The organism is Stenotrophomonas sp. AN71 (assembly GCF_050435725.1).
Lineage (GTDB): Bacteria > Pseudomonadota > Gammaproteobacteria > Xanthomonadales > Xanthomonadaceae > Stenotrophomonas.
The window spans coordinates 170,804-183,993 of record NZ_JBNDKU010000002.1 but is presented as its reverse complement, the minus strand read 5'-3'; the positions used below and the strand labels follow the sequence as shown (position 1 = coordinate 183,993).

Annotated in this window: 13 protein-coding genes; 9 read left to right on the top strand and 4 right to left on the bottom strand. The window is 67.1% G+C overall.

What is annotated here, in order from left to right:
• The first annotated feature begins 5 nt into the window (after positions 1-5).
• From ABH900_RS04575 to rpoH, 3 genes are all read left to right on the top strand, one after another.
• Positions 6-848 carry a response regulator gene (locus tag ABH900_RS04575; RefSeq protein WP_429621735.1) on the top strand — a complete coding sequence of 281 codons (843 nt, stop codon included), beginning with the start codon at positions 6-8 and terminating at the stop codon, positions 846-848.
• A 9-nt stretch (positions 849-857) separates the two neighbouring features.
• Complete coding sequence (gene ung, locus ABH900_RS04570) at positions 858-1,571, top strand: uracil-DNA glycosylase (RefSeq protein ID WP_429621733.1); 714 nt, start codon at positions 858-860, stop codon at positions 1,569-1,571.
• A 278-nt stretch (positions 1,572-1,849) separates the two neighbouring features.
• On the top strand, positions 1,850-2,725 hold the full coding sequence (rpoH, locus tag ABH900_RS04565; protein ID WP_249842682.1) for an RNA polymerase sigma factor RpoH: 876 nt from the start codon (positions 1,850-1,852) through the stop codon (positions 2,723-2,725).
• Positions 2,726-2,906: 181 nt separating this feature from the next.
• On the opposite strand, the gene purD is transcribed toward rpoH, so the two are convergent.
• Genes purD through purH form a run of 3 tightly spaced genes read right to left on the bottom strand, consistent with a single transcriptional unit; the run spans position 2,907 to position 6,727 of the window.
• Entirely contained in the window at positions 2,907-4,190 is a 1,284-nt protein-coding gene (gene purD / locus ABH900_RS04560) for a phosphoribosylamine--glycine ligase (RefSeq protein ID WP_429621730.1), read from the bottom strand.
• 58 nt (positions 4,191-4,248) lie between these two features.
• Positions 4,249-5,127, bottom strand: a complete 879-nt coding sequence (locus ABH900_RS04555) for a hypothetical protein (protein WP_429621728.1) — start codon at positions 5,125-5,127, stop codon at positions 4,249-4,251.
• A gap of 16 nt (positions 5,128-5,143) precedes the next feature.
• On the bottom strand, positions 5,144-6,727 hold the full coding sequence (gene purH / locus ABH900_RS04550; protein ID WP_429621726.1) for a bifunctional phosphoribosylaminoimidazolecarboxamide formyltransferase/IMP cyclohydrolase: 1,584 nt from the start codon (positions 6,725-6,727) through the stop codon (positions 5,144-5,146).
• A gap of 224 nt (positions 6,728-6,951) precedes the next feature.
• Here purH and ABH900_RS04545 point away from each other — a divergent pair, with 224 nt between their 5' ends.
• From ABH900_RS04545 to ABH900_RS04520, 6 genes are read left to right on the top strand one after another with little or no spacing between them, the layout of a single operon-like run.
• Positions 6,952-7,572, top strand: a complete 621-nt coding sequence (locus tag ABH900_RS04545) for a CDP-alcohol phosphatidyltransferase family protein (RefSeq protein WP_429621724.1) — start codon at positions 6,952-6,954, stop codon at positions 7,570-7,572.
• Positions 7,573-7,611: 39 nt separating this feature from the next.
• Positions 7,612-9,363: a bifunctional alpha/beta hydrolase/class I SAM-dependent methyltransferase gene (locus ABH900_RS04540; protein WP_429621722.1), complete on the top strand. Its 1,752-nt coding sequence runs from the start codon at positions 7,612-7,614 to the stop codon at positions 9,361-9,363.
• Entirely contained in the window at positions 9,363-10,691 is a 1,329-nt protein-coding gene (locus ABH900_RS04535) for a phosphatase PAP2/dual specificity phosphatase family protein (RefSeq protein ID WP_429621720.1), read from the top strand. Before ABH900_RS04540 ends, ABH900_RS04535 begins: the two co-directional genes overlap by 1 nt.
• Positions 10,688-11,125 (top strand): hypothetical protein, encoded by a 438-nt coding sequence (locus ABH900_RS04530; RefSeq protein WP_429621718.1) that lies wholly within the window; start codon positions 10,688-10,690, stop codon positions 11,123-11,125. Before ABH900_RS04535 ends, ABH900_RS04530 begins: the two co-directional genes overlap by 4 nt.
• Before the next feature lie 13 nt (positions 11,126-11,138).
• Positions 11,139-11,768 carry a lysophospholipid acyltransferase family protein gene (locus ABH900_RS04525; RefSeq protein ID WP_429621716.1) on the top strand — a complete coding sequence of 210 codons (630 nt, stop codon included), beginning with the start codon at positions 11,139-11,141 and terminating at the stop codon, positions 11,766-11,768.
• The gene (locus ABH900_RS04520) at positions 11,765-12,760 is read left to right on the top strand and encodes a phosphatidate cytidylyltransferase (protein ID WP_429621714.1); all 996 of its coding nucleotides are present in this window, start codon (positions 11,765-11,767) and stop codon (positions 12,758-12,760) included. The genes ABH900_RS04525 and ABH900_RS04520 overlap by 4 nt, the downstream gene beginning before the upstream one ends.
• A gap of 143 nt (positions 12,761-12,903) precedes the next feature.
• On the opposite strand, the gene fis is transcribed toward ABH900_RS04520, so the two are convergent.
• On the bottom strand, positions 12,904-13,179 hold the full coding sequence (fis, locus tag ABH900_RS04515) for a DNA-binding transcriptional regulator Fis (protein WP_005419706.1): 276 nt from the start codon (positions 13,177-13,179) through the stop codon (positions 12,904-12,906).
• Positions 13,180-13,190 lie beyond the last annotated feature (11 nt).

Sequence of the window (13,190 nt, the reverse complement as noted above, 5' to 3'; positions counted from 1 at the left end):
CCGGCATGCAACCGCAAGCGCTGAAGCACCTTGAAGGGCCCGCCACGCGGGTGATGGTGGTCGATGGTTCGAAGCTGGTCCGCAAGTTGATCGCCGACGTCCTGCAGCGTGACCTGCCCGGCGTGGACGTGATCGGCTGTGACAGCATCGAAGACGCGCAGCAGGCGCTGGCGCAAGGCCCGGTGGATCTGGTGACCACCTCGCTGACCCTGCGCGATGGGGACGGCCTGGCGCTGGCGCGGATGGTCCGCGAAGCCGCGGGGCAGGCCTATGTGCCGGTGATCGTGGTTTCGGGCGACGCCCAGCAGCACCTGGAGCAGCGCCGCTTCACCGAGTACGTCACCGACTATTTCGACAAGGCGCTGGGCCATGAGGCGCTGGCGACCTTCATCCGCGGCTACGTGCAGCCGCAGACCATTCCCGGCGCGACCATCCTCTACATCGAGGACAGCCGCGTGGTGGCCGAAGCCACCAAGCGCATGCTGGAACGCCAGCAGCTGAACGTGCTGCACGTGGTCAGCGCCGAAGAGGCGTTCACCCTGCTCACCGCCGAGTCGCTGGGCCGCAGCCGCCATCGCATTGATCTGGTGCTGACCGATGTCACCCTGAAGGGCGAGCTGAGCGGGCGCGACGTGGTGCAGCGCGTGCGCGTGGACTTCGGCTACGGCAAGCGCCGGCTGCCGGTGCTGGTGATGACCGGCGACGGCAATCCGCACAACCAGACCGGGCTGCTGCAGTCCGGTGCCAACGACCTGGTGCTCAAGCCGATCGAAGAGCGGCTGCTGGTCACCAAGGTGCTGTTCCAGCTGCGCCTGGCCCGATTGAATGATGGACCCCTGATTCGATGAAGTGGCGCGATGATTGATGAAGTAGCCGACACCCCGACGATCCAGCTGGAGCCGAGCTGGAAGCAGCATGTCGGCGATTACCTGCTGCAGCCGCAGATGCGCGAGCTGTCCAGCTTCCTGCGCCAGCGCAAGGCCGGTGGCGCGGCGGTGTTCCCGCCCGGCCCACAGATCTTCGCTGCGTTCGACGCCACGCCGTTCGAACAGGTGAAGGTGGTGATCCTCGGCCAGGACCCATACCACGGCCGTGGCCAGGCCCATGGGCTGAGTTTCTCGGTGGCGCCGGGCGTACCGGTGCCGCCGTCGCTGCTGAACATCTACAAGGAGATCGAGAGCGATCTCGGTATCCCGCGCCCGGACCACGGCTGCCTGATTCCATGGGCGCAGCGTGGTGTGCTGCTGCTCAATGCCGTGCTGACGGTGGAAGAGGGCAAGGCCGGCGCGCACCAGGGCCGTGGCTGGGAAGGCTTCACCGACCACGTGGTGGATGTGCTCAACCGCGAACGCGAAGGGCTGGTGTTCGTGCTCTGGGGCGCCTATGCGCAGCAGAAGGGCAAGGTCATCGATACCCGTCGCCATCGCGTGCTGAAGTCGCCGCATCCTTCGCCGCTGTCGGCGCACCGCGGCTTCCTCGGCTGCCGCCATTTTTCGATGGCCAACGAGTACCTGCAGCGCCGCGGCCAAGCGCCGATCGACTGGTCGCTGCCGCCGCGTTCGGCGCTCTGAGGGCCGGCGGGCGGCTGGGCCTGAACACCGGGCAACGTTTCTGGCCCTGAATGGGGCTCGTGGACGGCCCGTTCAGCTCCGCTTGACCGGATTCGGCCGGTTTCCGGCGGGTAATTGCTTGAATTCCAAGGGATTGTGAATCCCGAAAAGCATGCTCGCCACTGTCATCAAATCGCGCTACGGTAGGGCTCTGTTTGGGACCAGTGTTGCAGTAATGGGACGCTGGAACTTTTTCCTCCTTTAGCAGTCCAAATCCCGGACTGCTAAGATGGGTGCCTATGAGCCAGAACACCTCTACTGCCCTTGTGGCAAACAATCTCCCGATTCCCAGTGCGCTCGGTTCGCTGGACGCCTACATCGGTGCCGTGCACCAGATCCCGGTGCTGTCGGTCGATGACGAACAGGACCTGGCCCGTCGCTTCCGCGACGGCAATGATCTGGACGCAGCCCGCGAGCTGGTGCATTCGCACCTGCGCTTCGTGGTGCACGTGGCCCGTGGTTACAACGGCTACGGCCTTGCGCTGGGCGACCTGATCCAGGAAGGCAACATCGGCCTGATGAAGGCGGTCAAGCGCTTCGACCCCGAAATGGGCGTGCGCCTGGTGTCCTTCGCCGTGCACTGGATCCGTGCCGAGATGCACGAGTTCATCCTCAAGAACTGGCGCATCGTGAAGGTCGCCACCACCAAGGCGCAGCGCAAGTTGTTCTTCAACCTGCGCAAGTCGAAGACGCGCCTGGGCTGGATGAACGCGGCCGAAGTCAGTGCGGTGGCCAAGGACCTGAACGTGTCCGAGCGCGAGGTCATGGAAATGGAGTCGCGCCTGTCCGGTCGCGATATCGGTTTCGATGCGCCGACCGACGAGGACAATGACCATGCGCCGCCGTCGCCGGCCGCCTTCCTGGTCGCGAACGATGAAGATCCGTCGATGGCGTACGAGCGCGCGGACAGCGAAGACAACCAGATGCAGCTGCTGCGCGAAGGCCTGGCCGAGCTGGATGCCCGCTCGCGCGACATCATCCGCCGTCGCTGGCTGGATGCGGACAGCAAGGTGACGCTGCAGGAGCTGGCTGACGAGTACGGCGTGTCGGCCGAGCGCATCCGCCAGGTTGAAGCGAACGCGCTGAAGAAGATGAAGGCGCTGTTCACCGCGTAAGGCGGGGTGGCGTTGGAATGAAGAAAGGCCCGGCATTGCCGGGCCTTTTTGTTTTTCGCGGTGTTCTCATCCACGCATGGCGTGGATCTACCCCAGGCCTCGCATGATCGACACCATGCGTGGATGCGGCAATATCCAGTAGATCCACGCCATGCGTGGATGCCCTGGTGCCGCGCCTGCCTCATCCCTCGCGTGCGATCGCGCGCCAGCCGATGTCGTTGCGATGGAACTCGTTCGCCCACGTCACCTTGGCCACGCCGGCATAGGCGTTGGTTTGTGCTTCACGCACGCTGTCGCCCAGTGCAGCCACGCACAGCACGCGGCCGCCGGCGCTGAGCACCTGCCCCTGTGCGTCCAGCGTGGTGCCCGCATGGAACACCTTGGCGTTGGCCGGCACGTCGCCGAGGCCGGAAATCACCTCGCCGGTGATTGGTGCTTCCGGATAGGGCTTCGCGGCCAGCACCACGCCCAACGATGGGCGCGCATCCCACTGCGCCTGCACCTGGTCCAGGCGACCATCGATGGCCGCTTCCACCAGTTCGACCAGGTCCGACTGCAGCCGCAGCATCACCGGTTGGGTTTCCGGATCGCCGAAGCGCACGTTGAACTCGATCACCTTCGGCGCGCCGCTGGCATCGATCATCAGGCCGGCGTAGAGGAAGCCGGTGAACGGGATGCCGTCGGCGATCATGCCCTGCACGGTCGGGTTGACCACCTCGCGCATCACGCGTGCATGCACCTCCGGCGTCACCACCGGAGCCGGCGAATAGGCGCCCATGCCGCCGGTATTCGGGCCGGTGTCGCCGTCGCCGACACGCTTGTGGTCCTGCGAGGTGGCCATCGGCAGCGCATGTACGCCGTCGACCATCGAAATGAAGCTGGCTTCTTCACCGTCGAGGAATTCCTCGATCACCACGCGCGCGCCGGCATCGCCGAAGGCGTTGCCCGAGAGCATGTCGCGCACCGCGTCCTCGGCCTCGGCCAGGCTCATCGCCACGATCACGCCCTTGCCAGCGGCCAGGCCATCGGCCTTGACCACGATCGGGGCGCCCTTCTCGTGGATGTAGGCCAGTGCGGCGTCCACCTCGGTGTGCACGGCGTAGAACGCGGTGGGGATGTTATGGCGCGCCAGGAAGTCCTTGGCGTAGGCCTTGCTGCCTTCCAGCTGGGCGGCAGCGGCGGTTGGCCCGAAGATGCGCAGGCCCGCAGCGCGGAAGCGGTCAACCACGCCGGCCACCAGCGGTACTTCCGGGCCGACCACGGTCAATGCCACGCCTTCGGCCTGGGCCAGGGCGAGCAGGCCGTCGATGTCGGTGACCTTCACCGCAACGTTGCGGCACTTGTCTTCGCTGGCGGTGCCGGCGTTGCCGGGCGCCACGATCACTTCGGTGACAAGGGAGGACTGGGCCAGCTTCCATGCCAGGGCGTGTTCGCGGCCGCCAGAGCCGATGACAAGTACGTTCATCACGAGATTCCAGATTGCGTGGGAAGGGAGGAGGGGCATCCCGGGCGGCGCGCGTGGTTCACTCGCAGCCTTCGCGTTGCAGCGATTCGGGGAAGGAATAGGCCCAGGTCCTGGTGTCCAGGGTGAAGCGATGCTGCTGCCGGACCGGCTTGCCGCCACAGGTGGTGCCGGTTTCCTCGATCAGCAGCGGCCAGATGCGGGCGCTGCGGTCGCTGTCGTCGAAACGCAGCGCGAAATCGATGCTGAAGCGGCGGGTGCGGCAGTCATTGGCGGTGTCGGGGTCGGTGGAGGCATCGACATTGTCGCACTCGTACTGAGCGTCATTGTCGATATGGCTGCGCACGTTGCCGGTGGCCACCAGGCCCTTGGGGCCCGGCAGGATCAGTGATTGCGAGAGCAGCGAGAAACCCTGCCCGAACCAGCCGTCCTCGACGCGGAAACCATAGAAGTCGCTGCCGGCGCGGATGATGCTGGCGGTGCCGGGCTGGCCGCCGCTGCCGAAGCGCCCGCCGGTCAGTTCGCTGGTCACCTCGAAGCCATCGCCCTTGGGGCGCAGCACGAAGAAGTCGATGGTGCCCGGGTCGATGTGCGCGCCATCGGTCAGCGCACCGCACACGGCCAGCAGCTGCTGCCAGCTGTCGCCGCTCACCACCGGTTGTTCGGCGCAGACCTGCCAGTCGGTCGGACGGGTTTCACCGTCCTGGGTCCAGGTACCGCGCCACTCACCGGAGAGTGCGGCGTTGCTGCCGTAGCGCTTGATCAGGAAGGACTGCAGCCGCGCGGTGCGGCTGACATGCTGCGCCGGTGAGACCGGGCCTGGCTCGGACGCAGCCGGCTGCGGGCCTGCGGCCGGCTCGGCTGCGCGCTGGCAGCCGGCCAGAACGGCCGCGCCCGCGAGGGCAAGCACGGCCAGCGATTTCATTGAGACTGCGGACATCCGTGTCGCTCCAGGATCAATGGCGGAAGTGGCGCACGCCGGTGAACACCATGGCCAGGCCATGTTCGTCGGCGGCGGCGATCACTTCGGCGTCGCGCATCGACCCGCCCGGCTGGATCACCGCCTTGATGCCGGCTGCGGCTGCAGCGTCGATGCCGTCGCGGAACGGGAAGAATGCATCGGAGGCCATTACCGAACCTTCGACCACCAGGTTCGCATCGGCGGCCTTGATGCCGGCGATGCGCGCCGAGTACACGCGGCTCATCTGGCCGGCGCCCACACCAATCGTGCGGTTGTCCTTGGCATAGACGATCGCGTTGGACTTCACGAACTTGGCCACCTTCCAGGCGAACAGCAGGTCGGTGAACTGCTTGTCGGTCGGTGCCAGCGTGCTGACCACCTTCAGTTCATCACGGGTCATGCCGCGGTTGTCCGAGGACTGCAGCAGCAGGCCCGAGCCGACGCGCTTGCTGTCGAAGTTGTTCAGGCCGTCGCCGTGAGGGATACGCAGCACGCGCACGTTGGCCTTCTTCTGCGCGTACTCCAGCGCGGCCGGCTCGTAGTCCGGGGCAATCAGCACCTCCACGAACTGGCGGTCCAGGATCACCTTGGCGGTGGCGGCGTCCAGCGGCTTGTTGAAGGCGATGATGCCGCCGAAGGCGCTGGTCGGGTCGGTGGCGTAGGCCAGTTCGTAGGCATCGCCGTTGCCGGCACCGACGGCCACGCCGCACGGGTTGGCGTGCTTGACGATGACGCAGGCCGGTGCATCGAACTGACGCACGCATTCCCACGCCGCATCGGCATCGGCCAGGTTGTTGTAGCTCAGCTCCTTGCCCTGCAGCTGCTGGAACGTGGCCAGCGTGCCGGGCACCGGGTACAGGTCGCGGTAGAACGCGCCGCTCTGGTGCGGGTTTTCGCCGTAGCGCAGGTCCATCACCTTCACGAAGGTGGAGTTCATCTGCGCCGGGTACTCGGCACGGGCGGGCACGGCGGCATCGGTGGCGGTGACCGCCGACAGGTAGTTGCTGATGGCGGCGTCGTACTGGGCAACGCGGTTGAACGCGGCCACCGAGAACGCGAAGCGGGTGGCCGCCGACAGCTGACCGTTGTTGGCCTCAAGCGAGGCCAGCAGTTCGGCGTACTGCGACGGATCGGTGGCCACCGCCACGCGGGCGAAGTTCTTGGCCGCCGAGCGCAGCATCGCCGGACCGCCGATGTCGATGTTCTCGACCGCGTCGGCCAGGGTGCAGTCGGCCTTGGCGGTGACCGATTCGAACGGATACAGGTTCAGCACCAGCAGGTCGATGGCACCGATGCCGTGCTCGGCCATCACCGCGTCATCCAGCCCTGAACGGCCCAGCAGGCCGCCGTGCACCATCGGGTGCAGGGTCTTGACCCGGCCGTCCATCATTTCCGGGAAGCCGGTGACCTCGGCCACGTCCTTCACGGCCAGGCCCGCATCGCGGATCGCCTTGGCGGTGCCGCCGGTGGACAACAGCTCCACGCCGCGTGCCGCCAGCGCAGTGGCCAGCTCGACCAGGCCGGTCTTGTCGGAAACGGAGAGGAGGGCCCGGCGGACGGGCAACAGATCAGCAGTCATGGGACAGAATCGGCAGCGGAGCGGGGCCGATATTGTAGGCGGTGGGGGCCGGTGGCGGGCGCCGGAAGGGGCAATTGGCCACGGCAATCGGCGTATGGCCGCGTCAGGCACATCGATCCGGCCCGATAGGAGGGGCGGGGTGGCGGACCGGGGCCGGGTTGTCGGAATCTGCCGACGATGGGGTAGGCTGTGCCCGCACTGCCAAGGATTAGCGGGTACAGATCGTGTCGATCTATGCATTGAAAGGACGTTTCCAGGACCTGTTGCGTCCGGCCGTACGCGGTCTCTACCGCATGGGGATCACCGCCAATACGGTGACCGTGGCCGCCGCCGTGGTCTCGCTGCTGGTGGCTGCCGTGGTGTGGTGCTACGCACCGGAACAGCCGCTGCTGTACCTGATGCTGCCACTGTGGATGTTGTTGCGCATGGCGCTGAACGCCGTGGACGGCATGCTGGCGCGCGAATTCGGCCAGCAGTCTCGGCTGGGCGCCTATCTGAACGAGCTGTGCGATGTGATTGCCGACGCGGCGCTGTACCTGAGCCTGCTCAGCGTGCCGGGCGTGCGCCCGGAGGCGCTGTGGCTGCTGGCCTGGACGGCGGCACTGAGCGAGTACGCCGGTGTGCTGGGGCTGATGGTCGGCGCCAGCCGCCGCTATGACGGCCCGATGGGCAAGAGCGACCGCGCCTTCGTCATCGGAGTGCTGGGCCTGCTGCTGGCGCTTGGGTGGGGTGGTGCGATGACGGTCAGCGGCGTGGCTGCGGCCATGGCGGCGCTGTGCGTGGTGACGATGGTCAACCGCGTGCGCCAGGGACTGAAGGAATCCGCAGCGGCTCCGCAGCGGTAAACACAACACGACAACACGCCATACCAATACGGAGATTGCATGCGTCAGGCGCAGGAACGGGAATTCCACAGCTTCGACCAGGTACCGCTGTTCTACCGGTACTGGCCGGGCACCACCGCAACCCCGGCCAGCAAAGCCATCGTGCTGCTGCATCGCGGGCACGAGCATTCGGGCCGGGTCACCCATCTGGTCGATGAGCTGGACCTGCCCGAGACGGCCTTCTTCGCCTGGGATGCGCGCGGCAATGGCCGTTCGCCGGGCGTGCGCGGCGACGCACCCGGCTTCCCGGCACTGGTGCGCGACCTCGACAGTTTCATCGCCCACATCGGCGCCGAACACGGCATCGCGGTGGAAGACATCGTGGTGATCGCACAGAGCGTGGGGGCGGTGGTTGCCGCGACCTGGGCGCACGATTACGCACCACGCCTGCGCGCGCTGGTGATGGCTTCACCCGCGTTCAAGGTGAAGTTGTACGTGCCGTTCGCGCGAGCGGGGCTGGCATTGATGCAGAAGCTGCGCGGCAATTTCTTCGTCAACAGCTACGTCAAGCCGCAGTGGCTGACCCATGATCCGGCGCGGGTGGAAAGCTATCGCACCGATCCGCTGATCACTCGCCCGATCTCGGTGCGCGTGCTGCTGGGCCTGTATGAGGCCGCTGACCGCATCGTGGCCGATGCGCAGGCGATCAGCGTGCCGGTGCAGCTGCTCGTATCAGGCTCCGACTTCGTGGTGCATCGTGGCCCACAGGACCGCTTCTACGAACGCCTGTCCAGCCCGATCAAGGAGCGCGTGCACCTGCCGGGTTTCTTCCACGACACACTGGGTGAGCGCGATCGCACGCCGGCATTGGCGCGTATCCGCAGCTTCATCCAGGCACGTTTCGCCGAGCCGTTGCGCGAGCTGTCGCGGCGTGACGCGCATCGGCATGGGCCTACCTTCGAGGAATCGGAGATCCTGGCCTGGCCCCCACAGCGCAACAGCCTGGCCGACCTGCGCTGGCGCTTCGTGCGCGGCGGTCTGCGCTTCGGCGGCACGTTGTCCGAAGGCATCGCGCTGGGCCTGCAGACCGGCTTCGATTCGGGCAGCACGCTGGACTACATCTATCGCGACGAAGCGCGCGGCAAGGGCCCATTGGGGCGGATGGTCGATCGCAACTATCTGGATGCGATCGGCTGGCGCGGCATCCGCATCCGTGGCCAGCATCTGCAGGAACTGCTGCGCGACGCCGCGCAGCGCCTGCGCGGGCAGGGCATGCCGGTGCGCGTGCTGGACGTGGCTGCCGGTCACGGCCGCTACGTGCTGGAAGCGCTGGGCCAGGGCGAACAGCGCGCCGAGCGCATCGTGTTGCGTGATTTCAGCGATCTGAACGTGAACCAGGGCCGGGCATTGATCGAACGGCTGGGGGCGACCGACATCGCCCGCTTCGAACAGGGGGATGCGTTCGATCCGGCGCAGCTGGCGAAGGTGGACCCGGCGCCGACGCTGGCGGTGATATCGGGCCTGTACGAACTGTTCCCCGACAACGATGCCGTGCTGCGCTCGCTGCGGGGCATCGCCGCGACGGTGCCGGTGGGCGGCTACCTGGCCTACACCGGCCAGCCCTGGCATCCGCAGCTGGAATTCATCGCCCGCGCGCTGACCAGCCACCGCGGTGGTGCGGCGTGGGTGATGCGTCGCCGCACCCAGCAGGAGATGGATGAGCTGGTGCGCCTGGCAGGATTCGAGAAGGTGGCCCAGCGCATTGACGACTTCGGCATCTTCACCGTGTCGCTGGCGCGCCGGAGCGCGTGATGGCGACGCTCGCCGCAACACCCTTGGCTGCCGAAGGACGCCCTTGGCGGCGCGCCCTGCTGTGGCTGGCCCTGCTGGGCCCGTTCTTCTTTGCCAGCTATGGCTTTGCCAACTGGATGGCCGGTCGGCATGCCACGCTGCCGGTGATGGCGTTCGCCTGGGAGGCGCACATTCCGTTCGTGCCGTGGACCATCGTGCCGTACTGGTCGATCGACCTGTTCTACGCGATCTCGTTCTTCCTGTGCCGGCAACGGCTGGAACTGGACCGGCACGCGCTGCGGTTGTTCAGTGCCCAGCTGATCGCGGTGGCCTGCTTCCTGCTGTGGCCGCTGCGCTTCAGCTTCGAGCGGCCGGAGATCGGTGGTGTGTTCGGCTGGCTGTTCGATGTGCTGCTGGGCTTTGACAAGCCGTTCAACCAGGCACCGTCGCTGCACATCGTGCTGCTGATCGTGCTGTGGGTGAAGTTCGCGCAGTACCTGCACGGGGCCTGGCGCTGGCTGCTGCATGGCTGGGCACTGCTGATCGGCATCTCGGTACTGACCACGTTCCAACACCACTTCATCGATATCCCGACCGGCCTGCTGGCCGGCTGGCTGTGCGTGTGGCTGTGGCCGGAGCAGGGCACGCCGCCGCTGCGCGCCTGGCACACCGCAAGCGCTGCCAAGCGCTGGCGACTGGCAGCGTTGTACCTGCTGGGGGCGACGGCATTGCTGGTGCCCGTCATCGCGCTGCGCGGTGCAGCGCTGTGGCTGCTGTGGCCGGTGGTGTCGCTGCTGCTGGTGGCGCTGGCGTATGCCGGGCTGGGCACGGCGGTGTTCCAGAAGCGCACTGATGGGCGCCTGAGCATGGCCGCACGCTGGTTGTTGGCCCCGTACCTGGGGGCGGCCTGGATCAATTCGCGGCTGTGGACGCGGCGCGCATCGCAGCCGGTGCCGGTGCTGGATGGCGTGTGGCTGGGTCGCATTCCCGACGGCGCGTTGCCGTCGCCGCTGGTGGGCGTGGTGGATGCCTGCGCCGAGCTGTCCTGTCGGGCTCCGGGTGCGGTGTATGCGGGGGTGCCGATGCTGGACCTGGTGGCGCCTTCACCGCAGCAGTTGCGCGCGGCCGCCGACGCCATCGAGCGCCTGCGCACGCAGGGGCCGGTGCTGGTGTGCTGCGCACTGGGTTACTCGCGCAGTGCGGCCAGTGTGGCGGCCTGGTTGCTGCGCAGCGGTCATGCCGCCGATGTCGACGCGGCGGTCGCGATCGTGCGTGCCGCGCGCCCCGGCATCGTACTGGGCGAGGCACATCTGCGCGCCATCGCTGCGGCGAACGGAGACCCCGCATGAGCGCGACTCCCGATCTGGCGGCCATGCAGCTGCTGCTGCGGCAGGGACGATGGCCCGCGTTGCTGTCGCTGGGGCTGCTGCTGGTGGCGTTGCTGCTGCTCGGCATCGAGCCGGGGCTGGCGATGATGGCGGCCGGCCTGTTGCTGCTCAGTATTGGCGCGGGACTCGCGCAGGCTTACCACGCGTGGCGGGTGGAGCTGGATGCCAGCCTGCTGCAGCTGTTGCGCGAGGAAGGACTGGACGGCGAAGCCGCTGCGCGCCGTACCGACCAGCTGCTGCATGTCAGTGGGCTGCGCCGCGCACCCGTCGAGGAACCGCCGCGTGGCTGGGCGCCGCGCTGGGCCGGCATGCGCCGCCTGCTGCTGCGCCAGTATCTGCTGACCGCAGTGCAGGTCGTACTGCTGATGCTGGCCGTGCTGTGGCCGCAGACGTGAACGGGAGGGACCGATGTTCGCAGAATTGATTGCCCGCGCCTGCAGTGGTGCGATCCATGTGGTGACGGGGGCGCGTGCGCTGTGGATCGGCTGCGCACCCTCCAGCGAGCACCGCGTCTACTACGGCAACCATGCCAGCCATGGTGACTTCGTGCTGATCTGGTCGTCGATGCCACCGGCGCTGCGCCGCCAGGTGCGGCCGGTCGCTGCAGCCGAGTACTGGCAGCGCGATGGCCTGCGCCGCTACCTGATCGATGCGGTATTCAACGGCGTGCTGGTCGAGCGCGAGGCCGGCCATCGCCAGCAGGACCCGCTGCAGGTGCTGCGCGAAGCGGTCGATGAAGGGTGTTCGCTGATCCTGTTCCCGGAAGGCACGCGCAACGTCGGCGACGAGCCGCTGCTGCCGTTCAAAAGTGGCATCTACCACCTGGCGCGGCAGCGGCCGGAACTGGAGTTCGTGCCGGTGTGGATCGATAACCTCAAGCGGGTGATGCCAAAGGGGCGCTTCCTGCCGCTGCCGCTGCTGTGCACGGCCACGTTCGGCACGCCGCTGCGGCTGCAGGCCGATGAGGACAAGGCCGCGTTCCTGACGCGCAGCCGGCAAGCGCTGCTCGACCTGGCGCCGAATGGAGGGCGCGCATGAGCTACCTGATGGAAATGTCCGGGGATCTGGCCGCGCGCAGCGTGGGCCAGCAGACCGGTCTGCTGTTCGGCGGTGTCGGTGCGGTGCTGGTGCTGGCCACGCTGGTGGCCGAGACCCTGCGCTGGCGCCAGCGCGGGCAGCCCAGTGCGGTGATCGCCAATCTGGTCTCGCGCATCCGTGCCTGGTGGGTGATGGCAATCGTGGTCGGGCTGGCGCTGTTCTTCGGCCGCGCCGGGGTGATCGTGTTGTTCGCGATCATCTCGTTGTTCGCACTGCGCGAGTTCATCACCCTGGCACCCACGCGGTCAGGCGACTACTACGCGCTGCTGGCGGCGTTCTACATCGTGCTGCCGTGGCAGTACTACCTGGTGTGGATCGACTGGTATGGCATGTACACGCTGCTGATCCCGGTCTACGCCTTCCTGTTCCTGCCGATCCTGTCCACCATCGGCGGCGACACCACGCACTACCTGGAGCGCACGGCGAAGGTGCAGTGGGGGCTGATGATCTGCGTGTTCTGCATTTCGCATGTGCCGCTGCTGCTGAACCTGCACGTGCCGGGGCATGACCCGGCGCGCAACGTGTTGCTGTTCGCCTTCCTGGTGATCGTGGTGCAGTCCTCGGACGTGCTGCAGTACATCTGGGGCAAGCTGCTGGGCAGGCACCTGATTGCGCCGAAGCTGTCGCCGTCGAAGACGGTGGAAGGCTTTGTGGGGGGCGTGCTGAGTGCCAGCGCGCTGGGCGCGGCGTTGTGGTGGATCACCCCGTTCACGCCGTTGCAGGCATTCGGATTGTCGCTGCTGATCAACCTGATGGGATTCTGGGGCGGTCTGGTGATGTCGGCGATCAAGCGTGACCGCGGCATCAAGGACTGGGGCCACATGATCGAGGGCCATGGGGGCATGCTAGACCGGCTGGATTCGGTGTGCTTCGCTGCGCCGGTGTTCTTCCACGTGGTGCGGTATTACTGGAAGGCGGGCGGGGGCGGGTGATTCTGCCTGGCATGCATCCACGCATGGCGTGGATCTACGGGCGGCGGTTGATCCGGCGGGCTTGCATCCACGCATGGCGTGGATCTACCGGAACCGGGTGGACCCGGCATCGGCAGCGCCGGGCCATGCCCGGCGGGCGGCGCTCAGGCGCTGATGCCGTATTCCTTCAGCTTCTTGCGCAGGGTGGCACGGTGGATGCCCAGCATCGCCGCGGCGCGGCTCTGGTTGCCTTCGCAGTGGTTGAGCACTTCCACGAACAACGGGATTTCCATCTCGCGCAACACGATCTCGTAGACATCGTCCGCGTCACAGCCATCGAGGTCACGCAGGTAACGGCGCACGGACTGGGCGACGTGTTCACGCAGCGGTGGCCGGGGAGCGCCACGACTGTTGTCAGGACGAGAGAGGACAGCGTTCAAGGGGGGTTCCC